This is a genomic window from Cellulosimicrobium funkei (genome assembly GCF_001019615.1).
Lineage (GTDB): Bacteria > Actinomycetota > Actinomycetes > Actinomycetales > Cellulomonadaceae > Cellulosimicrobium > Cellulosimicrobium cellulans_E.
Window position 1 is genome coordinate 85,354 of the sequence record NZ_JNBQ01000003.1, and the last position, 24,789, is coordinate 110,142.

At 75.4% G+C, this 24,789-nt stretch carries 27 protein-coding genes; 19 read left to right on the forward strand and 8 right to left on the reverse strand.

Annotated elements, in window-relative coordinates; translation table 11 throughout:
* Positions 1–20 precede the first annotated feature (20 nt).
* From FB00_RS20945 to FB00_RS04860, 9 genes are all read left to right on the forward strand, one after another.
* Positions 21–1,835 carry a bifunctional lysylphosphatidylglycerol flippase/synthetase MprF gene (locus FB00_RS20945; protein ID WP_052877446.1) on the forward strand — a complete coding sequence of 605 codons (1,815 nt, stop codon included), beginning with the start codon at positions 21–23 and terminating at the stop codon, positions 1,833–1,835.
* On the forward strand, positions 1,832–2,665 hold the full coding sequence (locus FB00_RS04830; RefSeq protein ID WP_052877447.1) for a hypothetical protein: 834 nt from the start codon (positions 1,832–1,834) through the stop codon (positions 2,663–2,665). Before FB00_RS20945 ends, FB00_RS04830 begins: the two co-directional genes overlap by 4 nt.
* A gap of 94 nt (positions 2,666–2,759) precedes the next feature.
* Entirely contained in the window at positions 2,760–4,007 is a 1,248-nt protein-coding gene (locus FB00_RS04835; protein WP_047231762.1) for a MalY/PatB family protein, read from the forward strand.
* 100 nt (positions 4,008–4,107) lie between these two features.
* Positions 4,108–4,398: a DUF1905 domain-containing protein gene (locus tag FB00_RS04840; protein ID WP_047231763.1), complete on the forward strand. Its 291-nt coding sequence runs from the start codon at positions 4,108–4,110 to the stop codon at positions 4,396–4,398.
* 185 nt (positions 4,399–4,583) lie between these two features.
* Positions 4,584–6,083 carry a hypothetical protein gene (locus FB00_RS04845; RefSeq protein ID WP_047231764.1) on the forward strand — a complete coding sequence of 500 codons (1,500 nt, stop codon included), beginning with the start codon at positions 4,584–4,586 and terminating at the stop codon, positions 6,081–6,083.
* Positions 6,080–6,754, forward strand: a complete 675-nt coding sequence (locus FB00_RS04850; RefSeq protein WP_047231765.1) for a hypothetical protein — start codon at positions 6,080–6,082, stop codon at positions 6,752–6,754. Before FB00_RS04845 ends, FB00_RS04850 begins: the two co-directional genes overlap by 4 nt.
* 143 nt (positions 6,755–6,897) lie before the next feature.
* Positions 6,898–8,889 (forward strand): penicillin-binding transpeptidase domain-containing protein, encoded by a 1,992-nt coding sequence (locus FB00_RS04855; RefSeq protein ID WP_231581724.1) that lies wholly within the window; start codon positions 6,898–6,900, stop codon positions 8,887–8,889.
* A gap of 144 nt (positions 8,890–9,033) precedes the next feature.
* Complete coding sequence (locus tag FB00_RS23195; RefSeq protein ID WP_369799778.1) at positions 9,034–9,105, forward strand: putative leader peptide; 72 nt, start codon at positions 9,034–9,036, stop codon at positions 9,103–9,105.
* Between the two features lie 400 nt (positions 9,106–9,505).
* Positions 9,506–10,849 carry a dicarboxylate/amino acid:cation symporter gene (locus FB00_RS04860; protein ID WP_419865516.1) on the forward strand — a complete coding sequence of 448 codons (1,344 nt, stop codon included), beginning with the start codon at positions 9,506–9,508 and terminating at the stop codon, positions 10,847–10,849.
* 83 nt (positions 10,850–10,932) lie between these two features.
* Here FB00_RS04860 and FB00_RS04865 read toward each other — a convergent pair whose 3' ends face one another.
* From FB00_RS04865 to FB00_RS04875, 3 genes are all read right to left on the reverse strand, one after another.
* The gene (locus FB00_RS04865; RefSeq protein ID WP_047231767.1) at positions 10,933–11,244 is read right to left on the reverse strand and encodes an SHOCT domain-containing protein; all 312 of its coding nucleotides are present in this window, start codon (positions 11,242–11,244) and stop codon (positions 10,933–10,935) included.
* Positions 11,245–11,404: 160 nt separating this feature from the next.
* Positions 11,405–12,070, reverse strand: a complete 666-nt coding sequence (locus FB00_RS04870) for a response regulator (protein WP_047231768.1) — start codon at positions 12,068–12,070, stop codon at positions 11,405–11,407.
* A complete protein-coding gene (locus FB00_RS04875) occupies positions 12,067–13,398 on the reverse strand; it encodes a sensor histidine kinase (protein WP_052877448.1) in 1,332 nt (443 codons plus the stop codon). Before FB00_RS04875 ends, FB00_RS04870 begins: the two co-directional genes overlap by 4 nt.
* A gap of 204 nt (positions 13,399–13,602) precedes the next feature.
* On the opposite strand from FB00_RS04875, the gene FB00_RS04880 reads away from it, so the two are divergent.
* The 3 genes from FB00_RS04880 to FB00_RS04890 all read left to right on the forward strand — a co-directional run bounded on the left by FB00_RS04880 (position 13,603) and on the right by FB00_RS04890 (position 15,741).
* Positions 13,603–14,202 (forward strand): carboxymuconolactone decarboxylase family protein, encoded by a 600-nt coding sequence (locus tag FB00_RS04880; protein WP_047231769.1) that lies wholly within the window; start codon positions 13,603–13,605, stop codon positions 14,200–14,202.
* Complete coding sequence (locus tag FB00_RS04885) at positions 14,199–15,071, forward strand: RNA polymerase sigma-70 factor (protein WP_047231770.1); 873 nt, start codon at positions 14,199–14,201, stop codon at positions 15,069–15,071. The genes FB00_RS04880 and FB00_RS04885 overlap by 4 nt, the downstream gene beginning before the upstream one ends.
* A 64-nt stretch (positions 15,072–15,135) precedes the next feature.
* The gene (locus tag FB00_RS04890) at positions 15,136–15,741 is read left to right on the forward strand and encodes a VanZ family protein (RefSeq protein WP_047231771.1); all 606 of its coding nucleotides are present in this window, start codon (positions 15,136–15,138) and stop codon (positions 15,739–15,741) included.
* Between the two features lie 9 nt (positions 15,742–15,750).
* Here FB00_RS04890 and FB00_RS04895 read toward each other — a convergent pair whose 3' ends face one another.
* The 3 genes from FB00_RS04895 to FB00_RS04905 form a co-directional block, all read right to left on the reverse strand.
* Complete coding sequence (locus tag FB00_RS04895; protein WP_047231772.1) at positions 15,751–16,233, reverse strand: SRPBCC family protein; 483 nt, start codon at positions 16,231–16,233, stop codon at positions 15,751–15,753.
* Positions 16,234–16,366: 133 nt separating this feature from the next.
* Positions 16,367–16,828, reverse strand: coding sequence for a hypothetical protein (locus FB00_RS04900; protein ID WP_144425402.1), 462 nt, complete (start codon positions 16,826–16,828; stop codon positions 16,367–16,369).
* A gap of 135 nt (positions 16,829–16,963) precedes the next feature.
* Complete coding sequence (locus tag FB00_RS04905) at positions 16,964–17,893, reverse strand: quinone oxidoreductase family protein (protein WP_047231774.1); 930 nt, start codon at positions 17,891–17,893, stop codon at positions 16,964–16,966.
* A 189-nt stretch (positions 17,894–18,082) separates the two neighbouring features.
* Between FB00_RS04905 and FB00_RS04910 the strand changes: the two genes are divergently transcribed.
* Entirely contained in the window at positions 18,083–18,463 is a 381-nt protein-coding gene (locus FB00_RS04910) for a TraR/DksA family transcriptional regulator (protein WP_047231775.1), read from the forward strand.
* Positions 18,464–18,466: 3 nt separating this feature from the next.
* Here the strand turns inward: FB00_RS04910 and FB00_RS04915 are convergent, their stop codons facing one another.
* Positions 18,467–18,886 carry a hypothetical protein gene (locus tag FB00_RS04915; protein WP_047231776.1) on the reverse strand — a complete coding sequence of 140 codons (420 nt, stop codon included), beginning with the start codon at positions 18,884–18,886 and terminating at the stop codon, positions 18,467–18,469.
* Between the two features lie 133 nt (positions 18,887–19,019).
* Positions 19,020–20,294 (reverse strand): amidohydrolase, encoded by a 1,275-nt coding sequence (locus FB00_RS04920; RefSeq protein ID WP_047231777.1) that lies wholly within the window; start codon positions 20,292–20,294, stop codon positions 19,020–19,022.
* A gap of 87 nt (positions 20,295–20,381) precedes the next feature.
* On the opposite strand from FB00_RS04920, the gene FB00_RS04925 reads away from it, so the two are divergent.
* The 6 genes from FB00_RS04925 to FB00_RS04950 all read left to right on the forward strand — a co-directional run bounded on the left by FB00_RS04925 (position 20,382) and on the right by FB00_RS04950 (position 24,789).
* A complete protein-coding gene (locus FB00_RS04925) occupies positions 20,382–20,984 on the forward strand; it encodes a hypothetical protein (RefSeq protein ID WP_156186303.1) in 603 nt (200 codons plus the stop codon).
* Between the two features lie 41 nt (positions 20,985–21,025).
* On the forward strand, positions 21,026–21,721 hold the full coding sequence (locus tag FB00_RS04930) for a Pr6Pr family membrane protein (RefSeq protein WP_064316452.1): 696 nt from the start codon (positions 21,026–21,028) through the stop codon (positions 21,719–21,721).
* A 10-nt stretch (positions 21,722–21,731) separates the two neighbouring features.
* On the forward strand, positions 21,732–22,427 hold the full coding sequence (locus FB00_RS04935; protein ID WP_047231964.1) for a hypothetical protein: 696 nt from the start codon (positions 21,732–21,734) through the stop codon (positions 22,425–22,427).
* Between the two features lie 88 nt (positions 22,428–22,515).
* A complete protein-coding gene (locus FB00_RS04940) occupies positions 22,516–23,250 on the forward strand; it encodes a copper resistance CopC family protein (protein ID WP_052877450.1) in 735 nt (244 codons plus the stop codon).
* An 88-nt stretch (positions 23,251–23,338) separates the two neighbouring features.
* A complete protein-coding gene (locus tag FB00_RS04945; RefSeq protein ID WP_156186304.1) occupies positions 23,339–23,875 on the forward strand; it encodes a hypothetical protein in 537 nt (178 codons plus the stop codon).
* 167 nt (positions 23,876–24,042) lie between these two features.
* Positions 24,043–24,789 carry a YcnI family protein gene (locus FB00_RS04950; protein WP_047231780.1) on the forward strand — a complete coding sequence of 249 codons (747 nt, stop codon included), beginning with the start codon at positions 24,043–24,045 and terminating at the stop codon, positions 24,787–24,789.

Genomic DNA, 24,789 nt, shown 5'->3' on the forward strand with positions numbered 1-24,789 from the left:
GCCTGGCGGATGATCGGAGCGTGCCCGACGAGACCCCCCGCCCGAGCGCGCCGCCGAGCCAGTCCCCGAGCGCGTCGTCCGGCGCGTCACGGTCCGCGCCGCACGCCGCGCTCGTCGCGACCGGTCGACACTCCCCGCTCGCGGCCCAGCGACACCGCGTCCGCGTGCGCCGGGTCGCCGCGACCGTCGTCGTGGTGCTGGCGGTCCTCTCGCTCGTGGGCCTCGTGGCGCGGCGGTTGTGGGTTCGGCTCTCGCTCTACCAAGACCTGATCCCGGGGCTCGAGGCGGGCAGCCACGCGTCGAGCATCCTGCTCGTCGCGGTGGTCCTGTTCCTCACGGCGCGCGGGCTGCGGAACGGGCACCGGCTGTCCTGGCTCGTCACGTGCGTGGTGCTGGGGGTCACGGCCGTCGCCCACCTCCTGCACCACCGTCACGCCCTGCCGGCCGTCGTGGTGCTGCTCGCCGTTGGGTGGCTCCTCACGCAGTGGCGCGCGTTCCCGGTGCTGCCGACGCGGCGCGCGGTGCGCCGGGCGGTGCTGCTCCTCGTCGCGATCGGCGTCGCGCTCGTCCTGGTCGTCGTGGGCGTCGCCGTCGTGCTCGCGGCGCGCGACGCGGGCGACGCCGAGCTGGAGAGCGCGGCGCGCGCGCTCGCCGCGGTCGCGACGGTGCTCAACCTCGTGCTCGTGGTGCTCGTGCTCTGGTGGCTGCTCTCGCCGCGGTCGCCCAAGCCCGCGACGCCCGCCGAGCACGTCGCCGAGCGCGAGAAGGCGCGCGCCGTCGTGGCCGCCCACGGGGGCGGCACGCTCGACTACTTCGCGCTGCGCGACGACAAGGACTGGTTCTTCGTCGGCCACGGCGTCGTCGCGCACTCGGTGCGCAACGGCGTGTGCCTCGTCTCGCCCGACCCGGTGTGCCCGGCCGACGAGCGCGAGCTCGTCTGGGCCGAGTTCCTCGACCACGTGGGGCGCAACGGGTGGAAGGTCGCGGTCGTCGCGGCGGGGGAGCCGTGGCTGCCCGTGTACGAGGCGTCGGGTCTGCTCCCGGCCTACCTCGGCGACGAGGCGACCGTCGACTGCCCGTCGTTCTCCCTTGAGGGCAAGGCCCACAAGTCGCTGCGCCAGGCCGTGAACCGCGTCGCGCGCGCCGGCTACACGACGACGTTCCACGACCCCACGGCCCTCGACCCCACGCTGCGCGACGAGATCTCCGCGATGAGCGACGAGTCCCGGCGCGGCGAGGACGAGCGCGGGTTCTCCATGACGCTCTCGCGCCTGTTCGACCCGCACGACGCCGGGCTCATGCTCTCCGTCACCCGGTCCTCCGAGGGGCGCGTGGACGCGTTCTGCCAGTGGGTGCCCGCGAGCGACATCGACGGCTGGTCGCTCGACGTCATGCGCCGCCGCCTCGACGTGCCCGACCTGCCGAACGGCCTCGTGGACGCGACGATCGTCGCGACGATCGCGGAGCTCGTCGCGCGGGGGCAGCGTGGGCTGGGGCTCAACTTCGCCGTCCTGCGCGAGCTCATGGAGGGCGAGCGCGACTCGCGGCTCGACCAGCTCGTGCGGCCGGTCGTCAAGAAGTTCTCCGAGGGCACGCAGGTGGAGACGCTCGCGACGTTCAACGACAAGTTCGACCCGGGCTGGACGCGCCGCTACGTCGTCCTCGACTCGGCGGAGCAGGCCGCCGCGCAGTCGCTCGTCATGGCCGGGGCGGAGGGCGTCACGGAGATCCCCGTGATCGGCCGGTTCCTGCGCGGGGTGGGCGCCGCGCCGACGGAGGCCGCTCCTGCCGCGCCGACGGCCGCACCCGCGGCACCCGCGGACGAGGCCTCGTGATCCTGTCCCTGCTCGCCGCCGTCACGGCGAGCGTCCTGTACGCGGTGAGCACGATCATGCAGGCGGTCGCGACGCGTCGGGCGCACGGCCTCGCGGCCGTCGCGCAGCCGCTCGTCATCGGCGGGCTCCTGGTCGACGGCGTCGCGTGGCTCCTCTCGCTCCTCGCCCTCGACCACCTGCCGCTGTTCGTCGTGCAGGCCGTCGTCGCGGCGTCGCTGGTCGTCGTCGTCCTGCTCGCGCGGCTCGTGCTCGGCGCGACGCTGCGCCGCACGGACCTCGTGGCGATGGGCGTCGTGGTGGCCGGGCTCGTCGTGCTCGCGCTCGCCGCGGGGGAGCAGCCCGCGACGCACCCGCCGGCGGGTTTCGCGACCTGGGTCAACGTCGCCGGGGCCGCCGTCGCTGTGGGCACCGCCGCCGCCTACCGGCGCGGGCACCCCGTCCTCCTCGCCGTGCTCGGCGGCCTGGGCTACTCCGTCGCCGCCGTCGCCGCGCGCGGCGCCCACGCGTCCGGTGACCTGCTCGACACGGTGCTCCAGCCGCTGGCGATCGCGATCGTCCTCGGCGGTGTCGCGGGCGCGCTCGCGTACCTGCGCGCGCTCGAGCGCGGTGCGGTGGGCACGGTCGCCGCGACCGTGTCCGTCCTCGAGGTGCTCGTGCCGGGCATCGTCGGGCTCGCCGTGCTCGGCGACGTCGTGCGGTCGGGCTGGGTCGCCCCCGCGGCGGTCGCGACGCTCGCCGCGGTGGGCGGCTGCGTCGTCCTCGCGACGAGCCCGGCGAACGCCGCCGCGGAGGAGCCGGCCCCCGCTGCCGCGACCCCGGGGACGACCTAGGGTGGGCCGGGTCGACCCGCCGAACCCGGGGTCGCTCCCACCCGGGCGACTTGCTGAGGAGCCGTCCCGGGTTCGGCACCGAGGGAGGAGCACGATGCGCACACCCCTGGACGTCCTCACGCTCGACGAGCTGCGGCGTCGGACGTCGGTGAAGTGGCGGGCGTTCGAGCCTGACGTGCTGCCGCTGTTCGTCGCGGAGATGGACGTCGCGCCGTGCGAGGCCGTGGTCGACGCCGTGACGGCGGCGCTGCGCGCGGGCGACACGGGGTACGACGTCGGCACCACCTACGGCGAGGCGTACGCGCGGTTCGCGGCGCGACGGTGGGGCTGGTCGTTCGACGCGTCGACGTCGCGCACGCTCCCCGACGTGATGCTCGCGATCGTCGAGGTGCTGCGCGTGCTCACGGCCCCGGGGGACGCGGTCGTCGTGAACCCGCCGGTCTACCCGCCGTTCTACGGCTTCACCGCGAACGAGGGACGGCGCGTCGTCGACGCGCCGCTGGGCACCGACGGGCGGCTCGACCTCGACGCGCTCGAGCGCGCGTTCGCCGACGCGACGGGCGTCGCCGCGAACGGGCGCGGCCCCGGGAGCGGGCGCCGCGCCGTCTGGCTCGTGTGCAACCCGCAGAACCCCACCGGCACGACCCACACGCCCGCCGAGCTCGAGGCGGGGCTCGCGCTCGCCGCCCGGTACGGGGTGCGCGTCGTCGCGGACGAGATCCACGCGCCCCTCACCCGCCCCGGGCTCGACGGGCGCCCGGCGACGACCCACACGCCGCTCCTCGCCGTCCCGGGATCGGAGCAGGCCGTGGCGATCGTCTCCGCGTCCAAGGCCTGGAACCTCCCGGGCCTCAAGGCTGCGGCGGCCGTCGGGGGACCGGCCGTCGCCGACGACCTGCGCCGGATCCCGGAGGAGGCGAGCCACGGCGTGCAGCACGTGTCCGTGATCGCGCACGTCGCCGCGCTCGACCACGGCGAGGCATGGCTCGACGCCGTCCTCGCGGGCGTCGAGCGCAACGCGTGGCTCCTCGCCGACCTCCTCGGGGAGCACCTGCCGGAGGTCGGCTACCGCCCCGGCGAGGCGACGTACCTCGCGTGGCTCGACTGTCGAAGGATCGACGGCGCTGCGACGGGCGTCGACCCGGTCGCCGGTGCCGCCGACCCGGCGCCCGCGAAGGACCCGCGCGGCTGGTTCCTCGACCGGGCGCGGGTCGCGCTGGAGGACGGGCGCCGGTTCGGCCCCGGCGGAGAGGGGCACGTGCGCCTCAACCTCGCGACCGGCGTCGACGTCCTCACGGAGGCGGTCGAGCGCATGGGGGAGTCGGTGCGCGCGGCGGTCTGAGCGCGACGTGCCGGCCGTCGAGACGCAACCGCCCGATGACTCCGCGCCGGCCGACCGGTCGGCATACCGACCGACGACCCACCACCCTCCGGAGGACCGCATGCCGTTCGACCCCGTCGCCCTCGACCGCACGTTCACCGCGCCCGTCGGCGTCGACGTCAAGGGCGACACCTGGCCCTGCGTCGAGGTGCCCGACGCGCGAGACCTCTTCGGCTCGCTCCGGTCCGTCCGGGTCGACGCGACCGTCGACGGCGTGCCGCTGCGGAACGTCGGGCTGATGCCCACCGGCTCCGGCGGCCTGATGCTGTCGCTCAACGCGGCCGTGCGCAAGCGCCTCGGCAAGGACGTCGGCGACACGGTCACCGTCCGTCTCGAGCGCCGCCTGAGCTGAGGCAAGGCCGCCCCGGCCACGCCCCGCACGGCGCCGACCCAGCGGGTCGCCGGGTCGCACGGGATGGGCAGTGCTCCCCATCGCGGCGAACGTCCGTGCCGCGTAGCGTCGGCGTGCGACCGTCCAGACGCGGCTGTCGACACGTGCGCGTGAGAGGACACGCGCAGGTGCGGGGAGGAGACGGCATGAGCGGCATGTGGGGCGCCGACGTCCAGGCGCTGCGCGCGCTCGCGTCGAGCCTGCGGTCGGGCGCCGACGCGCTGCGGTCCCACCGCGCGCAGGTGACGTCCGTCGTCGACGCCGCGACCCGCTGGGAGGGCCCCGACGCCGCGGAGTTCCGCAGCGACTGGGCCGCGAGCCTCGGCCCCTCGCTCGCCACCACCGCGACCCTCCTCGACACCGCGGCGGACCAGCTCGCCGCCGACGCGGACCAGCAAGAGTCCGCGAGCAGCGACGGCGGTGGCGCCCCGGGTGGACCGGGCGGCGGTCCGACGTCGGGCCCCGGCGGCCAGCAGCCGACCGTCCCCACACCGACCCCCGGCGAGTACGCCGCGATGGACGCGAGCGAGCGCGCGGAGTGGCTCGAGAACGCGACGGACGCCCAGGTCGCCGCGCTCTACGCGCAGCTCGTGCGGCTCGGCGTCGACCCCGACTCCCCGGGGTTCTCCGACCTCGCCGTCGCGCACTGGACCCGCGTCGCCGCCGCCGAGGCGGGCTTCGACTTCGCCGACTGGGACCCGTCCGCCGGGGCGTCGGCCAACCGCGAGATCATCGAGGGCGTCTACACGTACTACGGCGAGCTCTACCTCGACAACCCGTGGATGCAGTGGGCCGGCATGGCCGCGATGATCGGGCCGTCGTTCGCCGCCGGATTCTTCGACCTCGACATGATGCGGCAGCTCGCGCAGGGCGTCGCGAGCGGCGCCCAGGCGCTCCCGCCCGGCGTCGACCGCGCGGCGCTCGAGGCGATCGCGACCATGTCCGACGCCGAGCTCGGGTTCTACGAGAACCAGTTCCTGTCGATGCAGCGCGAGATCTTCGTCGACCAGGCCGTCATGCACGAGGCGTACCTGAACGGCGGCATGGAGGAGATGGAGCGGCTGCTCGAGGCCGGCGTCATCGACGACGCCGCGTACCAGGCCTGGGCGGACATCGAGGCCGGGCGGGGCGGCGACGCGCAGGCGCTCGCGGACGGCAACACCGCGCTGCTGTGGCGCGAGCAGAACCAGATCATCGCGGACGACTGGCAGACCATGCGCGGCCACCCCGTCACGGGCGAGGCGTTCACCTACCTCATGACGCTCGTCGGCGAGCCGTCCATCCCGGGCGCGGGCACGTACGCGCAGTACGACCCCTTCACGGTGAGCGTCGAGACGCCCGGCCCGGAGAACCTCGGCATCCCGTTCACGGGCATCTCGTTCGACAACCCCGTCCAGGGGACCGTGACGGTCGAGACGCCGCTCCCGGGCGGCAACATCGCCGACCAGGGGACCCGCTGGGAGTACATCTCGAACGACACGCTGCCCGCGTACCAGCAGCTCGTCACGCAGCACCCGGACCAGGCCGCGCAGATCATCGGCACCGACGTGTCCGACCGGATCGACGACTACCGGCTCACGAACCCCGCCCGCATCGGCCGCATCCTTGACAGACTGACCGAGTGGGACGTGGACGTGGACCAGTGAGCCGGCTCGGAGCGGGCGGGCGGCGACGGGCGGCGCGGGCCGCGGTCGTCCTGCTCGCCGGGTCGCTCGCCCTGGCGGGGTGCACGGTGACGTTCGGCGACCCGGACGACGCGACCACGGCCCCGGGCGGGACGAGCACGGCGCCCGGCGGGGCGTCGTCGGGCGGCGAGGCCGGGACGACGACGATCGACGACATCGAGAGGGGCGAGCCCATGCGCTGGGACGTGAGCAGGCCGATCACCGCGGAGTCCGTGGGGCTGGGCGAGTCGCAGGCCGTCGTGCAGGTGCCCGACGGCGCGGCGCAGGTCGAGCTGACCCTCCCCGACGGGACGTGGTCGACGACGGCCGAGGAGCTGACGATCCAGCCGCGCCGCGGCTACGTGAGCACGATCAACGTGTTCCGCACCCTGTCCGGCGGGCAGGCGGTCCACGACCAGCTCGTCTCCGACGCCGAGGTCCTCGGCTTCCCCCGCTCCCAGGTCGACCGCTGGCTCGACGAGCTGCCCGCGTCGCTCGACGCGTCGCGCGCGGGTGGGACGCGCGAGCGGACCGGGATCAACGGCTCCAACGGCGACGTCGTGACCTCCGTGCAGATCAGTCACGAGCCCGGCCCGGGCGGCGACGAGAGCATCCGCCTCTGGTACGCGATCAGCCCGGTCACCCCGGACTGAGGCTGCCCCGCGGTCGCGGCCGCCGGGCAGGACGTGAAGAAGCCGGGGACGAACCGGGCCGGTTCGTCCCGAGCGTCCGGGACGTCCGGGGGGTGGGGTAGCGTCCCTCCCGTCCCGAACGGCACGGAGCAGGGGAGCAGCGAGTGAGCAGCGTCGCGCACGACCACGGCCGGACGACCACGCAGGGCCGGCCGCGGGTCCGGCACCGGGCCGTGCGCTGGGCGAGCGCCGCGGCGCTCGCCCCCGTCCTGGCCCTGCCGCTCGCGGCCTGCACGCCCGACCGGCCGGAGGCGCAGGACGCGGCGGACGCGCTCGCGCACGCGATCCAGGCGGGCGACGTGAGCGGGCTGGAGTTCCGCAACGGCGCGGCCACGGACGTCCAGGGCCACCTCGAGGCCGTGCTCGAGCCGCTCGCGCCGTACGAGCGCACGGTCGAGGTCTCGCAGGTGGACGTCGTCGAGGAGGGTGACGACGCGGGCGACCGCGCGACGGCGACGCTCGCCTACCGCTGGGAGGTCGCGGGCGAGCAGGCCTGGGAGTACACGACGACGGCCGAGCTGTCGTTCGCGGAGGCGGCCGACGGGGAGGACGGGCCCGGGGCGTGGGACGTCGTGTGGGAGCCGGACGTGCTCGTCCCCGAGCTCGGCCAGGGCGACCGGATCGCGGTGAACCGCGTGCCCGCCGTGCGCGCGGGCATCCTCGGTGCCGACGACGTCCCGATCGTCCAGGACCGGCCGGTGTACCGCATCGGCGTCGACAAGACGCTCGTCGCCTCGGGCGCGTGGGACCGCGCAGCACGGGAGCTCGCCGCGGTCGTCGGGCTCGACCCCGAGGAGTACGCGCAGCGCGTCGCCGGGGCGGGGGAGAAGGCGTTCGTCGAGGCGATCACGGTGCGCACCGAGGACACCGCGGGCGTGGACGTCGACGCGGCGCGCGGCGTCGACGGGGTCCGCGTGGTCGACGACGAGCTGCCGCTCGCCCCGACGCGCGAGTTCGCGCGCCCCATCCTCGGGCGCGTGGGGGACGCGACGGCGGAGATCGTCGAGGAGTCCGAGGGGGCGGTCGCCGCGGGCGACCAGGTCGGTCTCTCGGGCCTCCAGCGCCAGTACGACGAGCAGCTCCGCGGTGTCCCGGGCCTGTCGATCGAGGTCGTGCCGGGCGAGGGCGACGCGGAGGGGGAGACGACGGAGGTCTTCGCGGTCGACCCGGTGGACGGCATCCCGCTCAGCACGACCCTCCGGCCGGACATGCAGGTCGCGGCCGAGGCGGTGCTGGCGGGGCAGGGACCGAGCGCGATCGTCGCGATCCAGCCCTCGACGGGCGCGGTGCTGGCCGCGGCGAGCTCGACGGCGGGCGAAGGGCTCTCGACCGCGACGACCGGACAGTACGCGCCGGGCTCGACGTTCAAGGTCGCGACGACGCTCGCGATGCTGCGCGCGGGGCTCACGCCCGACACGACGGTCGCGTGCCCGCCCACGATCTCCGTGGACGGCCGCGAGTTCCAGAACGTCCCGGGCTACCCGACGGCGGCCCTCGGCGACGTGCCGCTGCGCACCGCGTTCGCCAACTCGTGCAACACCGCGATGATCGGGCAGCGGGACACGGTGACGCAGCAGGCGCTGCACGACGCCGCGGCGTCGCTCGGGCTGGGCGTCGAGTCCGAGCTGGGGGCGCCCGCGTTCTTCGGCGACGTCCCGACCGACTCGCAGGGCACCGAGCACGCGGCGTCGATGATCGGGCAGGGCAAGGTCCAGGCCTCGCCGCTCGCGATGGCGACGGTCGCGGCGAGCGTCGCCGCCGGGCACACGGTGTCCCCCGTCATGGTCCACCCGGACGTGCAGACCGTCGCCGACGAGGAGCCTGCGGGCACCCTCACGGAGGAGGAGGCGACGACGCTGCGCGGCCTCATGCGCGCCGTCGTCACCGAGGGCTCGGCGTCCGTCCTCCAGGACCTCCCGGGCGAGCCGGGCGCCAAGACGGGCACGGCCCAGTACGGCGACGGCAGCCAGTCCCACGCGTGGATGATCGCGACCCAGGGCGACCTCGCGGTGGCGGTGTTCGTCGAGACGGGCGACGGCGGCGCCGTCACCGCGGGCCCGCTGATGCACGCGTTCCTCGACGCGCCGAACGGCTGATCGTCGCTCTCCTCCGGCGTCCGGAATAGGACCGGGCGCCGGGTGGTTGACCACGAACGGGTATGATCGGTTGCCGCGGGCGTCGATCTGCCCGCCTCGTCAGCGAGAACCCACCGTTCCGGGAGAACCTTCGTGTTCGTCAGCGTGCCTGCCTGGCAGCTCACCCAGCGCCGCGACGTCGACCTTCGTCGAGTCGCCAGCGCGCTGTGTCGCTGACCCCCCGTCGCCGCTGACGCCTCTCCGCCTCCGCACACCCGTCAGGACCCCGGGTCGCCTCGCGACCTGAGCCGCTGACGCGCGTGGCGCGCCCTCGCCGTCGGGCCGCAGGTCACCTCTGTGCCCTGCATCCCGCCCCGGGCCGCGCTGCTGCCGGCGCCCCGCGACGACGTCCCGAGCCCCTCTCCCGAGAGCGGGCGCTCGTGCGCCCGCGTCACCCCCCGAAAGGTCCCCTGTGTCCTCGACCCCCTCGTCGGCCGTCTCGAAGGCCGACCCGCAGCAGGCGAGCCAGGCCCCGGCCTCGGCGCCCGCGAAGAAGAAGCGCCGGTTCCCCTCGTTCAGCGTCCAGATCCTGCTCGGCCTCGCGGTCGGCGTCGGCCTCGGTGCGGTCGCCCTCGCCATGGGTCCGCAGGACGCGGCCGGCGAGGTCCCCAACGGCCTGACGACGACGCTCGACACGATCGGCTCGTCGTTCGTCACGCTGCTCAAGGCCGTCGTGCCGCCGCTCATCTTCACCGCGATCGTCGCGTCGATCGCGAACCTGCGCACCGTCACCAACGCCGCGCGCCTCGCGGGCCAGACGCTCCTGTGGTTCGCCATCACCGCGGCGATCTCCGTGGCCGTCGGCATCGGCCTGGGCCTGCTGTTCCAGCCGGGCAACCGCGCGTCGGTCTCGCTCGACGCGGCGTCCGAGCCGGGCCGCACCGGCACGTGGCTCGACTTCCTCAACGGCCTCATCCCGGGCAACGTCCTGGGCCTCGGCGCGAGCACGCAGGTCGAGGTGAGCGACGCCGGCGCGAGCGCCAGCACGTCGGTGAACTTCAACGTCCTGCAGATCCTCGTCGTCGCGCTGGTCATCGGCATCGCGGCGCTCAAGTCGGGCAAGAAGGCGGACCCGTTCCTCGCGTTCAACCGCTCCGCGCTCGCGATCGTGCAGAAGGTCCTGTGGTGGATCATCCGCCTCGCACCGATCGGCACCGCCGGCCTCATCGGCTACGCCATCGCGGCGTACGGCTGGACGTCGCTCGCGTCGCTCGCATGGTTCGCCGTCGCGATCTACGTCGGCCTCGCGGTCGTGCTGTTCGTCGTCTACCCGATCCTCCTGCGCACCAACGGCCTGAAGGTCTCGAGCTACTTCAAGGGCGCCTGGCCCGCGATCCAGCTCGCGTTCGTCTCGCGCTCCTCGATCGGCACGCTGCCCGTGACGCAGCGCGTCACCGAGCGCAACCTCGGCGTCCCGAGCGAGTACGCGTCGTTCGCCGTGCCGCTGGCCGCGACCACCAAGATGGACGGTTGCGCCTCGATCTACCCGGCCATCTCGGCGATCTTCGTCGCGCAGATCTTCGGCATCGACCTGTCGATCACCGACTACCTGCTCATCGCGTTCGTGTCCGTCGTCGGCTCCGCCGCGACCGCGGGTCTCACCGGCGCGATCGTCATGCTGACCCTCACGCTCTCGACCGTGGGCCTGCCGCTCGCGGGAGTGGGTCTGCTGCTCGCGATCGACCCGATCCTCGACATGGGCCGCACCGCGGTGAACGTCGCGGGCCAGGCGCTCGTGCCGACCATCGTGGCCAAGCGCGAGGGCATCCTCGACCTCGAGCAGTACGAGGCCGCCACGGCCGAGGACCTCTTCGTGGACGAGGACGACGACGCGTCGTCCGAGCCGACCACCGAGGCCACGTCCGAGGCCACGAAGGCCGCGCCGTCGGGCGCGAAGGAGCCGGTAGGCGCCCCCGCCTGACGCCGAACACGCGCTCACGCGCTGTCGAACACGACATGGGTGCCGTTATCCACGGGATAACGGCACCCATGTCGTTCTCGGCGTCAGGGCTGGGGGCGATCCTCGCGCAGGACCGTGAGGCGCGAGCGGTACTCCTGCTCGTCGATCTCGCCGCGCGCGTACCGCTCGCCGAGGATCGCGACCGGGTCAGGGCCCGCCGTCCGCCACGCGCCGGGGCCGCCCGGGCCCCAGCCGCGACGCGCGCGGCGGGCGATCAGGAAGATCACGGACGCGAACAGCAGGAACCACAGCAGGGGGAAGACGAACCACCACGGCCCGGGCCCCCAGCCGGCGTGCGCGACGTGCGCGACGGCCTCCGTGGGGACCACGGCGGCCCCGGTGAGTGCGGTGAGCATGACGACCTCCGGTGTCGGTGCACCCCGCCGGTCGGCGGGGGCGGCCGCCTTCCGGCCGCACCTCCAGGCTTCCCGTCGCCCGACGCCGCGTCGTCACCCGTGCGTGCCGACCTCGCTCGTCCCGTGGTGCCGGTCGGCCCCGTGGCGCCCTGGGAGACGGTCAGCCCGCCCAGCCGGGGCGCACGAGCCCGGACTCGTACGCCGCGACGACGAGCTGCGCGCGGTCGCGCGCACCGACCTTGGCCATGACCCGCGACACGTGCGTCTTCACGGTCGACTCCGACAGGTAGAGCGTCCCCGCGATCTCGTCGTTCGAGAGCCCGCCCGCGACCTCGACGAGCACCTCGCGCTCGCGCGGCGTGAGCTCCTCGACGCCGCGCACCGGCCCGACGGCGCGCGTCGCGTCCGCGACCCGCGACAGCAGGCGGCGGGTCACCGTGGGCGAGAGCAGGGCGTCGCCGCGCGCCGCGACGCGCACCGCCCGGACGAGGTCGACGGGCTCGGTGTCCTTGACGAGGAACCCGCTCGCGCCGCCGCGGATCGCGTCCGTCACGTACTCGTCGAGCTCGAACGTGGTGACGACCACGACGTGCACGTGGGACGCCGCGCGGTCGGCGACGATCCGCCGGGTCGCCTCGAGCCCGTCGAGCCCGGGCATCCGGATGTCCATGAGCACGACGTCGGGCAGGTGCTCCAGCGCGAGCCGGACGGCGTCGTCACCGGTCGCGGCCTCGGCGACGACGCGCATGTCGTCCTCGGAGTCGATGAGCGCACGGAAGCCGCCGCGCACGAGCGCCTGGTCGTCGGCCAGCACGACGTCGATCATGGTGCCTCCTCGCGCCGCGGCGGTCCGTCGTCGGAACGCCGGGTGGTGCTCGGCCGGGGCGTGGCGCCCGGCCAGGGAAAGACTGCCCGCACGCGGAAGCCGCGTCCAGCGGTGGCGGAGCCCGCTCCTGGTCCTGGAGCCGGGCCGGGCACCGGTCCCGCCACGAGCGACCCGTGGGCGCTCTCGACGCGCTCGCGCATGCCGCGCAACCCGTAGCCGGGCTCGGGGTACGACGCCGCTCCCGTGCCGTCGTCGGTGACCGTCACGGTCACGCGGCGCGAGGCGTGGTCCCCGTCCGCACCGGCGTCGCCCAGGTCGGACCGGGACCCGCCGCCCGCGTCGACGGCGACGTGGACGTCGACGTGCGTCGCGCCGTGCGCGTGCCGTCGCACGTTCGTCAGGGCCTCCTGCACCACGCGGTAGACGACCCCGACGAGCCGGTCGGGCAGGTCGGCGGCGGCGGGGTCCACGGCGAGCGCGACCGTGAGCCCGCCTCCCTCCGCCTGTCGCACGAGCCGGGGGAGCGCGGCGAGGTCCCACGTCGGGGCGAGCGGGGCGCCGTCGTCGCTCGTGGGGCCGTCCGCGCGCGACTCGCCTCGGACGACGCCGAGCACGGCCCGGACCTCGTCGAGCGCCTCGGTGCTCGTCGTGCGGATCGCGGTGAGGGCGCTGCGGGCCTGGTCCGGGTCGCGGTCGAGGAGGTGCAGCCCCACGCCGGCCTGCACCGTGATCGCGGAGAGCGAGTGCGCGAGGACGTCGTGGACCTCGCGCGCGATGCGCAGCCGCTCGTCCGCGACGGCCGTACGTTCTCGCTCGGCGCGCGCGACCTGCTCGGCCTCGCGTGCGGCGGCGATGCGGCTGGACCGGTCCCGAATCGCGCCCGCGACGAGCAGCACGACGACCGTCCAGGCCGCTCCGCCCAGGAGCGTCGCCCGCGGCGGGGCGTCGGGACGCAGGGCCGCGGCCGCGACGACGGCACCCGCGAGCAGCACGGCCCCGCCCCAGGCGACGCGACGCCCGCGCTCCGCGGGCCCGCTGAGGAGAACCCCCACGAGCACGCCGACGGGCCCCGCGAGCGCTGGTCCCCACGCGTACCCGGCGACGAGGAAGACGCCGACCGCCGCGACGGACACGAGCACCGCGACGACCGGGCGCGGCACGAGGAGCACGAGCGCGAGCGGCGGCACCAGGAGCAGGGCGACGGCGGCGAGGTCGAGCGGGCGCGCGCCCGGCTGCCCGTGCGTCGCGCCGACCGACCCGGCGACCGAGACCACCGCGAGCACCACGGCGAGGAACGCCCGGGGGCGGCGACGGTCGAGCGGGCCCATGCGTCGCACGCTACGCCGCACCCGGCCGGGCCGCGTCCGACCGGGGTGCCGGCCGCCGTCGTCCCGGGGTACCGCGCGCGGGCTCACCACGCCCCCGAGCGATCCGGTCCGCCCGAGGTGTCACACGCGAGGCCCCGCCGGTGTCTCATGCCCGACACCCCGTCGGCTCGGCACGAGCACGACACCAGACACGCAGGAGGAGACATGACCACACGAGTGCCGCCCACCGAGGTCACCGGGCTCTACGGCTCCCTGGTCAAGCGCGCGACCCGCTCGATGTTCGGCGAGGTGCCGGAGTCGATCGGGGTGCTGTGGCACCACCCCGCGGTCTTCAAGGACCTCATGGGCGTGGGGCGCAAGTCCGAGAAGTGGGACCGCCTGGACCCGAACCTCGCGACGTTCGCGCAGATGGCGTCCGCCGCGACGGTCGGCTGCGAGTTCTGCCTCGACCTCCACTACTTCCGGTCGCGCAACGAGGGCCTGGACGAGGTGAAGGCCCGCGAGGTGCCGCGCTGGCGTGAGTCCGCCGTCTTCACGCCCGTCGAGCGTCGGGTGATGGAGTACGCGGAGGGGATGAGCCAGACCCCGCCCGTGGTGACGGACGAGCTCTCGGCCGCGCTGCTCGACGACCTCGGTCCGGCCGGGCTCGTCGAGCTCTCGGCCCGGGTGGGCCTGATGAACGCCACGGCCCGCTCCAACGTCGCGCTCGGCATCCGGTCCGAGCAGTTCGCGGCGTCGTGCGGCCTGCCGCCCCTCGCTCCTCGGTCCGTCGCGGCGGCGCCGGCCGTAGGGTCGGACGCATGAGCGACGACCCCTTCGTCCGCCACCGCAGCCTGCTCTTCACCGTCGCGTACGAGCTCCTCGGCTCGGCCGCCGACGCGGAGGACGTCGTCCAGGAGACGTGGCTGCGGTGGGCGGACGTCGACCACGCGCAGGTGCGCGACGCGCGCGCCTACCTCGTGCGGATCGTCACGCGGCAGTCGCTCAACCGGCTGCGGACCCTGGCACGGCGCCGGGAGGACTACGTGGGCGAGTGGCTGCCCGAGCCGCTCCTCACGAGCCCCGACGTGGCCGAGGACGTCGAGCTGGCCGAGAGCGTCTCCATGGCGATGCTCACGGTGCTCGAGACGCTCGGCCCCACGGAGCGCGCGGTGTTCGTGCTGCGCGAGGTGTTCGACGTGCCGTTCGACGAGATCGCCGAGGCGGTCGGCAAGTCGCCGGCCGCCGTGCGGCAGGTCGCGCACCGGGCGCGGGACCACGTCGCCGCGCGGCGCCCGCGCGTCCGGGTCGACCGGACCGAGCAGGAACGGGTGGTCGAGCGGTTCCTCGACTCCCTCCTCACGGGCGACCTCCAGGGCCTCCTGGACGTCCTCGCGCCCGACGTCGTCGCGGTGGCCGACGGCGGCGGCCTCGCTCGGGCGGCACGCAGGCCGGTCGTGGGCGCGGACCGGGTCGTCGCGTTCCTGCTCGGCGGGCTGCGCAAGACCGCGGGGGCGCTGAGCGCGTCGGCGGTGTGGCTCAACGGAGCGCCCGCCGTGCGGATCGAGCTCGACGGCGTGCTCGCCGCGGCCGTGTCGGTCACGGTCGAGGACGGGCGGATCACGCGGTTCTACTCGGTCGTCAACCCGAGCAAGCTGGAGCGCGTCGACGCCGAGGCGGCGCTCTCTCGCTAGGCGGCCCAGCGGGCCCGCTGCCCGACGTGCTGCTCGCGCGCTGGTCGCCTGTAGCCTGCGTCCCGTGGCAACGCGCGATCCGTACGTCGGCCCCGGGCTCGTCGAGGAGCACGAGGAGCGCGAGGGCCGCGCGGCCGACGGCGGCGCGCCCGCCCCGGCCCGCCCGGGCCGGACCGCGGAGCGCGTCGTCCTCGGGCTCTACGTCCTGGTGCTCGTGTGGGTCGTGCTGCTCAAGATCCACACCGGCGACCTCGGCGACCTCGTCGGCCGCCGGTCGGTCAACCTGGTCCCGATGGGTGGCACCGCCACCGGCGGCCTCGGCTCCCGAGAGCTCGCCGTCAACGTCCTCGTGTTCGTCCCGCTCGGCGTGCTCGTCCTCCTGGCGGCCCGGCAGCGACGCTTCGCCAGGATGCTCCTGCTCGTCGTCGGGGTGTCGGTCGCCTTCGAGATCGTCCAGTACGTCGTCGGCATCGGGGCCAGCGACGTCACCGACGTCCTCACCAACACCGCCGGCGGCCTCGTCGGCATGGGCGTCGCTTGGCTCGGTCTCCGTCTGCTCGGCGACCGCGCCCAGCGCTGGATCCTCGTCGCCCTCGTCGTCGCGCTCGTCACGTCGGCCGCGGGGTTCTTCACCTGGCTCCAGGTGACGGGCGTCCGGTTCCGGTTGTAGCTCTGCCGTCTATCCGGTCGGCTCGCGCACCGCGGCGAGCACGACGGGGTCGGCGCACCCGCGCGCGAAGCCCGCGATCCGGTGGTCGACGTCGCGCCCGAGCACCCAGGACCCGACGCGCTCCGCGAGCGGGGCGAGCCACCGGGGGCGGCACCGGAACGAGTAGCGCCACGTCGCGCGCGTGCCGCCGGACGGGTCGGGGGCGAACCGCCACCCGCCCGCGAGGTTCTCGAAGAACCAGGACCCGCGGACCATGCGCATCCCGACGTTCGTCGGCGGGTTGTAGGAGACGTACTCGCTCACCATGGACAGCCCGCTGCGGTGCCGGGTGAAGGTGCGCACGCCCTTCGCGGGCGCGGTGGCGCCGTCGAGGAAGTACTGCCGCCGGATGAACGGGTCCCAGCGCAGGCGGACCGTGCCGGTCGTCTGCGAGACGGCGAACGCCGTCGCGGGGTCGACGGGGACCACGAGCGAGGACTCGACCACGGGCATGGTGGGATGCTCCCACGGTCGCCGCGACCCCGCTCCACGCCGAGAGGCCGGGTCATCCGTCACGGGTCACCGGACGCGCGAACGGCCCGCCCCTCGCTGAGGGACGGGCCGCCCGGACCGCGGCGCGGGAAGGTCAGGACGCGAAGGCGTACCCGGCCTCGGTGCACTGCGCGCGGAAGGCGTCGAGGGCCTCCTGCTGCTGCGACGCGTCGATCGTCTCGCCCTGCACGGCAGCCTCGAACGGGGCCTTGATCTCGTTGAGGTTCTCCTGGAGCTCGGGGTCCGCGAAGTTCTGGACCGCGGCGAGGCGCTCGCGCGTGGTGAAGATCGCGGCGGCGGCGGCCTCGTCCTCGGGCGTCTCGAGCAGCGGCGTCGTCTCGGTGACGAGGCGCTCGGCGGAGTACTCACCGCCGTAGAACATGCCGCACGTGGTCGTCACGGCGACGACGGCGGGCGTCACCTCGGGGGACGCCTCGGTCGTGGTCGTGGTCTCGGGGGTCGCCGCGTCGTCGCTCGCCGGGTCGGTCGGCGAGGCGCAGGACGCCAGCAGGAGGGCACAGGAAAGCGCCGCGGTAGCGGCAAGAAACTTACGCATGCTAACGATTTCACACTCTCGTGCACGCGGGGCGCAAGAAGATTCGCGGGCGGCACCCCCAGGAACGGCGGAATCCCGCGGTTCCCGGGGCAACCTTGTGCCCAGCGTCACAACCTTCCGGGACGGAGGTCCCGGTCAGGGGACGTCGAGGACGACCTTGCCCCGGGCGTGCCCGTCGGCGACGAGCTGCAGGGCCTCCGCCGCCTCCGCCAGAGGGAAACGGGCCGAGACCTCGGCCCGGAGCCGTCCGTCCTCCGCGAGCGCGAGCACCTCGTCGAGGGCTCCCTTCGCGTCGACCTTGTCGACGACGCCCGCGGCGCGGGACGCGTCCGACCCGACGATCGTCACCGCGCTCGGCGGGTCGTCCGGGGTGGCGGGCGCCAGGTCCTCGCCCAGCAAGGCGACGGTCGCGGCGACCGTGTCCGCGGAGCCGACGAGGTCCACGACGACGCTCACCTCGTCCAGGCCGTCCGGGAGCGCGCGCACGGCGTCGACGAGCCCGGGCCCGTACGCGACCGGCGTCGCGCCCAGCCCGCGCAGGTAGTCGTGGTTCGCGGGCGACGCCGTCCCGACGACGCGTGCCCCGAGCGCGGTCGCGATCTGCACCGCCGCCGACCCGACGCCGCCGCTCGCGCCGTGCAGGAGCACCACGTCACCCTCGCCGACGTCGGCCTGGACGAGGGCGGAGAACGCGGTCGCCGCGGCGACGGGCAGCACCGCCGCCTGCTCGAAGGGCAGGGACGCGGGCTTGCGCCGGACGTGGTCGGCGCGGACGAGCGAGAGCTCGCGCTGCGCGCCGGCCCCGTGCCAGACGACCTCGTCGCCGGGGGCGAGGTCGGGGACGTCGGGTCCCACGGCGTCGACCACGCCCGCGGCCTCGAACCCCAGCACGCCGGGCACCCGGCCCCCGAACGCGCCGGCGAGCCGCTTGAGGTCCGCGGGGTTGACGCCGACGACCCGGTTCGCGACGCGCACCTGGCCGGGCCCGGGCTCGCCGACGTGCTCGTCGTCGACCCGCAGCGTCTCGGGCCCGCCGAAGGCCTCGAAGACGACGACCGTGCTCATGCAGACCCCCTGTGGTCTCGCCGTCGGACGTCGGTCGCGCGCCGCGGGGGCGAGACCGCGCGGCGGGCCCGGGGGGAGCCGGGCGGTTCCACTCTTCCATCCGCCGACCGCCGCTGTCATGCGCCCAGCACGGTGAGGACTCCCCGTCCGGGACGGTTTCACCCCCTCCGCGACGTTGAGGGGAGCGAGATGACGACACCAGGAGACGCTCGACCACCCGGCCCCGACGATCCCGCGCGCGAGCGCCTGCTCGTCGTGCGCGCGGACGCCGTCGCGCGCCAGGAGGCGCTGCGCGCCGAGGTCGCGGGGATCGTCGAGGCGTCGCGCGACTCGAACGCGGACGACGAGCACGACCCCGACGGCGCGACCATCGCGTTCGAGCGGGCCCAGGTGGACGCGCTCGCTCGCGACGCCGCGGCGCGGGTGGAGGAGGTGGACGCCGCCCTCGCGCGCCTCGACGCGGGCACCTACGGCGTGTGCGAGGCGTGCGGACAGCCGATCGCGGACGGTCGCCTGGAGGCGCGACCGACGGCGCGGACGTGCGTCGGGTGCGCGGTGGTCGCTCGCTGAGGCTCAGCGGTCGGACGCGAAGTCCCCGCCGATCCCCGCCTGGGTCTCGAGCAGGTCGCCGGTGTCGCCGACGATCACCCAGTTCGGCCCGACGAGGGCGGCCTCGCCCTCCGCGGCGGGCGTCTCGGGCAGGAGCGCGAAGTACTCGGCCTCGTCCACGTCGTCGGCGAACACGGCCAGCAGGGTCGTGTCGTCGCACGCCCCCATCTCGGCGTCAGGGGTCCCGGTGTCCTCGGGGACGAACGACAGGCACGTGAGTCCCGCGGTCGTCGCGGACTCGTGGAGCGCGTCGAGGGAGTCGTAGGTGACGTCCTTCTCCCCGGGGCCGGGCCCCGAGCACGCCGCGAGGACACCGCCGACGGCGACGAGGCCGACGAGCGGCCCGGTGGCGCGGCGCGGACGCGAGGGGTCGAGGGTGCGCATGACTCGATGGTCCGCCGTCGTGCCGGGTCGCGCCACGGGAAGCCCGCGCCGGTCCGTCCGCCGCGAGGTCGACCCGCACGGCCGAGATCGACCCTCGGGGGGTCGATCTCGGGCCGCAGGGGTCGATCTCGGGTCAGGCGCGGAAGCGCTCGCCGCGCTCGACGACGCGGCCCGCGCCGCGGCCGTCGTTCGCCTCCCCGTCCCACGTGTAGACCTCGGCGCCCGTGATCAGCACGTGCTCGGCGCGCGACGTCACGTCCAGCGGGTCGCCCGACCACACGACGACGTCGCCGTCGAGGCCCGGGGCGAGCGCGCCGACCCGGTCGTCGAGGCCGAGGAACGCCGCCGGGTTGACGGTGAGCGCCCGCAGCGCGGTCTCGCGGTCCAGGCCCTCCTTCACCGCGAGCGACGCCTGGTGCACGAGGAAGTTGATCGGCACGACGGGGTGGTCGGTCGTGATCGCCACGCGCACGCCGGCGCGCGCCAGCGCCCCGAGGTTCGCGATGTCGCGGTTGCGCAGCTCGATCTTGGAGCGCGAGGTGAACAGGGGGCCGAAGATGACCGGCACGTCGCGCTCGGCGAGCACGTCCGCGACGGCGGCGCCGTCGGTCCCGTGGTTGACCACCAGCTTGTAGCCGAACTCGTCCGCGAGACGCAGCGCCGTCGCGATGTCGTCGGCGCGGTGCGTGTGCTGGTCCCAGTAGAGCTCGCCCGCGAGGACGCGCGCGAGGGTCTCCTTGGCGAGGTCGCGGTCGAACGGCTCGCCCTTCGCCTCCGCGGCGTCGCGCTTCGCGGCGTAGTTCTGGGCGTCGACGAACGCCGCACGGATGACCTTCGCGACCCCGAGGCGCGTGGACGGCGTCTTCTTCTGGTCCCCGTACACGCGCTTGGGGTTCTCGCCGAGCGCCGACTTCACGGAGACCGCCTCGCGGATCACCTGCTCGTCCACCGTGCGGCCGCCCCACGTCTTGATCGCGACGGTCTGGCCGCCGATGGGGTTGCCCGAGCCCGGCTTCACGACGGCGCTCGTCACGCCGCCCACGAGCGCGTCGCGGAACCCCTCGTCCTCGACGTTGATCGCGTCGATCGCGCGCAGGGCCGCGCCGTTCGGGTCGGTCATCTCGTTCGTGTCGTTGCCGGCCCAGCCCTCGGCCTCCTCCATGACGCCCATGTGCGCGTGCGCCTCGACGAAGCCGGGCAGCACCCAGCGGCCCCGCGCGTCGAGCGTGGGGACGCCGTCGGGCACGACGACGTCCGCCCCGACCGCGGTGATGATCCCGTCCTCGACGAGGACGGTCCCGTTCTCGACGGGGTCCGCGGCGACGGGCACGACGTAGCCGTTCACGACGGCGACGCTGCGTCGGGTCGTGCGGGGCTGGTTGCGGGCGGGGGAGGCAGGGTTCGTCATGCCTCCATCATCGCCCGGGGCAAGTGCTCCGCGAACGGTGCCCACCGCGGCGCCCCTAGAGTGGTTCTCCTCGGACAGGGAGCGACGATGACCAGCACGACCAGGACCGTGGCCCGTCGCGCGACGCGCGGGCTGGGGCGCGAGCTCGCGGGCATGCTCGTGATCGCGGCCATCGCGATCGGGGCCGCGCTCGCCGTGGTCGGGGTCTGGAAGTGGTTCACGACGACCCACGACGTCTCCCTGGCGCACGAGCTGAACCGGGACGGCGTCGCCGTCGAGGCGACGGACGCCGTCCTCGTCGTGGAGGGCAAGTCCGGTTCCGACGGCGTCCAGGTCGGCACCGTGACGGCGCGCGTCCCCGGGCTGCCGGACCCCGTGGAGCTCCGCGGGACGGACGGCGCCACGAGCGCGCAGGGCGTCGACCCCGCGGCCGTCGACCCCCCGGTCCACCTCCCCGCGCCGTCGGGCAGCCCGTACGCCGGGGTCTTCGCCGCCGTCCAGGACGCCGACGCGCCGGGGACCGTCATGGCGCGCTCCGACCTCGACCGCGTCGTGGCCGACGGCGCGGAGGACGCCGCGCGCAGCCTGCGGACCGCGCTCGTCGGCCTCGCGTGGGCGGGGCTGTGGAGCCTGGTCGTGTGGGCGGTCGTGGCGCGGCGGCGGCGCACGCTGCGACGCGCGGACCACTAGGCTCCTGAGCGCACCACCGCACCGCGCGCGAAGGAGCTCGCATGCACGTCGTCGTCGGACTGTTCCGGCTGTTCCTCGTCGTCCTCGCCCTCGTCGGGACGCGCGCCATCTGGCGCGACGGAGACATCGAGGGGCTGGTCTACTTCACGAACCAGACGGGCTTCCTCATCGCCGTCGTGCTCGCGTGGGCGGGCGTGGCGTCGCTCCTGCGCCGCCGGCAGCCGCCGGGGTGGCTCAAGGGCGGCGTGACGCTCTTCGCCGCGATCACCGGGCTCGTCGCCAACCTCGTGCTCGCGCCCGAGGACCCCGACGCCCCCGCCGTCTTCCTCGGGCTGACCGACGGCCAGATCGAGCACGAGCTGCTGCCGCTCCTGGTGTTCGTCGACTTCCTCCTGCTCGACGCCCACCGGCGCCTGCGCGGCCTCGACGCCGCGCGCTGGCTCCTGTACCCGCTGGCGTACTTCGCGTTCACGACGATCCGCGGGTTCGTGAGCCCCGGCAGCGAGTACCCGTACGGGTTCGTCGACCTCGACGCGCTGGGGTGGACAGGCCTGCTCGTCAACGTCGTGCTCTACGGGGCCGGCTTCCTCGTGCTCGGCCTCGTCATCGTCGGGATCGACCGGCTCCTGCCCACCGGCCCCCTGATCGGCCGGTACGCGGACCGCTCACCGTCCGCTGCGTCGTCGGAGGCGGCGGGGGCGGCGGGCAGCCCGGACGACGCGCCCGCGTCGCGCTAGGGTGGCCGTCGTGCTCTCCCCGGTCGTCGGTCCGCTGCGCGTCGCCCGCGCCGCGCTCGTGGCGACCCTCGTGCTCGCGCTGACGGCGCTCGCGCACCGCCTCGCCGGGGGCGCCCTCCCGGACCCGCTGGTCCTCGCGGCGCTCGCCGCGTTCACGCTCGCCGGCACGACGGCGGCCGCGCGGCTGCGGTTCACGCCCACCCGCCTCGTCGTGCTTCTCGGCGGCGCCCAGGTCGCGCTGCACCAGGCGCTCGTCGTGCTCGCGCCCGTCGGGTCGTGCGTCCCGGCCGGGGCCACGTCCGGCCACGGCGGGCACGTCGCCTCGGTGGGTGACGTCGTCTGCGCGGCGCCCGTCGGCGCGCCGGTCCCCGTCGACGGCGGGGCGAGCCTCGTGCACCCGGAGCACCTCGCGACGTCGGGCACCGCGGGCCTGTGGATGGTCGTCGCGCACGCGGTGGCGACCGTCGTGCTCGCGCTGGTCCTCGCGCGCGGCGAACGCGCGCTCGAGCGGTTCCTCGCCTGGGTGACGCCGCGCGCCGGCCTCGCGGCGCTCGTCCCCGTCCCTCCCGCCGCCCGCCCGCGCACGCCGCAGGCCCGCACGGTGCGCGTCGCGTCCCTGTGGCGTGCGCGCCGTGCCCCGACGCGTGGACCGCCGACGGCGGTCGGCCCGTCGGGAGCACTGCTGCGCCCCCTCGCCGCGTCCTGACGCGGCCCCCGACGAGGCCGACCCGGTGACGACCGGGCCACGGGGCACCACCGTGCGGCGACCGCCGCGCCTCGACGGAAGAACCCTCATGACCCTCTCCCTGCGCCGACCCCTGTCGGCCCTTCCCGCCCTCCTCGCCCTCCTCGCCGCCGCCGCGCTGGCCCTGGGCCTCACCGCCGCCGTCACGACGCTCACCGCCTCGCCGGCGTCCGCGCACGACCGCATGCTCTCCTCGGACCCTGCCGACGGCGCACAGCTCGCGACGGCCCCGACCGCGATCACGCTGACCTTCAACACCGAGCCGCTCCCCGTCGAGCCGCAGGTCGTGGTCTCGGACTCCGCCGGGACGGTCGTCACGCAGGGCGCTCCGACGATCGAGGGCAGCACCGCGACGCTCGCGCTCGACCCCGCCGTCGCGCTCGGCGGCGACACGTACACGGTCGCATGGCGCGTCGTCTCGTCCGACGGCCACCCCATCGAGGGCACGTTCGCGTTCGCCGTCGCGGCCCAGCCCGAGGCGCCGGTGTCCGAGGAGCCCACGACGGAGGACGAGGCGACGCCGGAGGAGACCGCGACTGAGGACGCCACGACCGACGCGGCGGAGGAGACGTCGCCGGAGTCGTCGGCGTCCCAGGCCACGGACGCCGCCACGGCCGCGGAGGACGGCGGCTCGTCGCTCCTGCCGGTCCTCGTGGGGCTCGGCGCGCTCGTGGTCGCCGCGGCGGTCGTCGTCGTGCTCGTCGTGCGCCGCCGCAGCACCGTGACCGGCGAGGCGACCGACGAGGCGACCGACGAGGGCGCCCCGCACGACCCCGAGGACTGATCGTGCCGGTGCACGCCGTCCTCCCCGGTCCGGGGAGGACGGCGGCCGCCCCTGCCGCGCGCACCCCTCCTGCCGCTAGGGTGCGTCCGTGACGTCGCCCGGAGCAGGGGTGCTCCGCGGCGTGCGGGTGCTGCTGCTCGCCGCCGCGGTCCTCGGGCTGTCCGTCGTCGCGCACGGGCTCGCCGGCGGCACCGACCCCGGTGCCGTCCCGCTGGGCGTCCTCGCCGTCCTCACCGCCGTCGCGGTGCGGCCCCTCACCCGGCGCCAGGTCGGGCTGCCGCGGCTGCTCGGGCTGCTCGGCGCGGGTCAGCTCGTGCTGCACGTCGTCTTCGACCGCTGCGCCGCGCTCTCCCCGGCCGACGCGTCCGCGCACGCCCACGCCGCGTCACCCCTGACGATGCTCGGCGCGCACGCCGTCGCGACGCTCGCCGTCGCGCTCGTCCTGCGGTACGGCGACGCCGTCCTGTGGCGGCTGTGGACGTGGCTCGCGGGGCGCCGGGTCCCCGGCCGCCCGCGCGCCGTCGTCGTCCCCGCGGCGCCGCCCGCCGTCGGCGCGCTGCCGACGGTCCGCGACCTGCTCGTGCGCGGTGCCGCGCCCGGGCGCGGTCCGCCCGCCGTCGCCTGACCCCACCCGGACGCCTCACCGGACACCTCCGCGGCGTCCCGCTCCCGCGCGCCCGCGCGACCCGCGCACCTCCCCGCCCGGCCGGCCGAGCCCGGTCGTCCCGGGGCGTGCCGTCGTGCGCTCGCGCGCCGGGGCCCTCCGTCCTCCTCTCCCCGAAAGGCACCACCATGCGAAAGACCCTGCGCGCCGTCGGCGCCGCCGCCCTGACCACCGGGATCGTCGTCGTCGGCGCGGGCGCCGCGTCCGCCCACGTGACCGTCACGCCGGACACGACCGACGCGGGCGCGTACGCGCTCCTCACCTTCGGCGTCCCGCACGGCTGCGGCGACTCGCCGACCACGAAGGTCTCCATCCAGGTCCCCGAGCAGGTCGTCACCGTGACGCCCACCGTCAACCCCGGCTGGGACGTCGAGAAGGTCATGGCGGCCCTCGACGAGCCGGTCGACGACGGGCACGGCGGCCAGTACACCGAGCGCGTCGCCGAGGTCGTGTACACCGCGAAGGCCCCGCTGCCCGACGGCTACCGCGACGCCCTCGTGCTCTCGCTCAAGCTCCCCGACGCGGCGGGGGACACGCTCGTCTTCCCGACCGTCCAGGAGTGCGCCGAGGGCGAGAGCGCCTGGGTGCAGGTCCCGGCCGACGGCGAGGACGGGCACGACCTCGAGCTGCCCGCGCCGCTTTTCGAGCTGACGGCCGCCGAGGGCGACGGGCACGACGCCCCGGCCGAGACCGTCGCGGACGACGCCGACGCCGCCGCGTCGGACGGCGCGGCAGCCGACGGTGCGGCGTCCGCGGAGCCGGCCGACGGGTCCGACGGCGCGCCCGCCGCGCTCACCTGGACGGCGCTCGTCCTCGCGGCGGCGGGCCTCGTGCTCGGGGCGCTCGGGTTCGTGCGCTCGCGCCCGAAGGCCTGA

Bases quoted from the DNA above. Each gene is read 5' to 3' on its own strand.
- FB00_RS04905 (WP_047231774.1), bottom strand. From the start codon at position 17,893: ATGAGCACGGTCGTCGTCTTCGAGGCCTTCGGCGGGCCCGAGACGCTG.
- FB00_RS04910 (WP_047231775.1), top strand. From the start codon at position 18,083: ATGACGACACCAGGAGACGCTCGACCACCCGGCCCCGACGATCCCGCG.
- FB00_RS04875 (WP_052877448.1), bottom strand. From the start codon at position 13,398: ATGGGCCCGCTCGACCGTCGCCGCCCCCGGGCGTTCCTCGCCGTGGTG.
- FB00_RS04845 (WP_047231764.1), top strand. From the start codon at position 4,584: ATGAGCGGCATGTGGGGCGCCGACGTCCAGGCGCTGCGCGCGCTCGCG.
- FB00_RS04940 (WP_052877450.1), top strand. From the start codon at position 22,516: ATGACCCTCTCCCTGCGCCGACCCCTGTCGGCCCTTCCCGCCCTCCTC.
- FB00_RS04865 (WP_047231767.1), bottom strand. From the start codon at position 11,244: ATGCTCACCGCACTCACCGGGGCCGCCGTGGTCCCCACGGAGGCCGTC.
- FB00_RS04880 (WP_047231769.1), top strand. From the start codon at position 13,603: ATGACCACACGAGTGCCGCCCACCGAGGTCACCGGGCTCTACGGCTCC.
- FB00_RS04925 (WP_156186303.1), top strand. From the start codon at position 20,382: ATGACCAGCACGACCAGGACCGTGGCCCGTCGCGCGACGCGCGGGCTG.
- FB00_RS04950 (WP_047231780.1), top strand. From the start codon at position 24,043: ATGCGAAAGACCCTGCGCGCCGTCGGCGCCGCCGCCCTGACCACCGGG.
- FB00_RS04840 (WP_047231763.1), top strand. From the start codon at position 4,108: ATGCCGTTCGACCCCGTCGCCCTCGACCGCACGTTCACCGCGCCCGTC.
- FB00_RS04870 (WP_047231768.1), bottom strand. From the start codon at position 12,070: ATGATCGACGTCGTGCTGGCCGACGACCAGGCGCTCGTGCGCGGCGGC.
- FB00_RS04900 (WP_144425402.1), bottom strand. From the start codon at position 16,828: ATGCGTAAGTTTCTTGCCGCTACCGCGGCGCTTTCCTGTGCCCTCCTG.
- FB00_RS04885 (WP_047231770.1), top strand. From the start codon at position 14,199: ATGAGCGACGACCCCTTCGTCCGCCACCGCAGCCTGCTCTTCACCGTC.
- FB00_RS04895 (WP_047231772.1), bottom strand. From the start codon at position 16,233: ATGCCCGTGGTCGAGTCCTCGCTCGTGGTCCCCGTCGACCCCGCGACG.
- FB00_RS04860 (WP_419865516.1), top strand. From the start codon at position 9,506: ATGGGTCCGCAGGACGCGGCCGGCGAGGTCCCCAACGGCCTGACGACG.
- FB00_RS04930 (WP_064316452.1), top strand. From the start codon at position 21,026: ATGCACGTCGTCGTCGGACTGTTCCGGCTGTTCCTCGTCGTCCTCGCC.
- FB00_RS04915 (WP_047231776.1), bottom strand. From the start codon at position 18,886: ATGCGCACCCTCGACCCCTCGCGTCCGCGCCGCGCCACCGGGCCGCTC.
- FB00_RS04835 (WP_047231762.1), top strand. From the start codon at position 2,760: ATGCGCACACCCCTGGACGTCCTCACGCTCGACGAGCTGCGGCGTCGG.
- FB00_RS04920 (WP_047231777.1), bottom strand. From the start codon at position 20,294: ATGACGAACCCTGCCTCCCCCGCCCGCAACCAGCCCCGCACGACCCGA.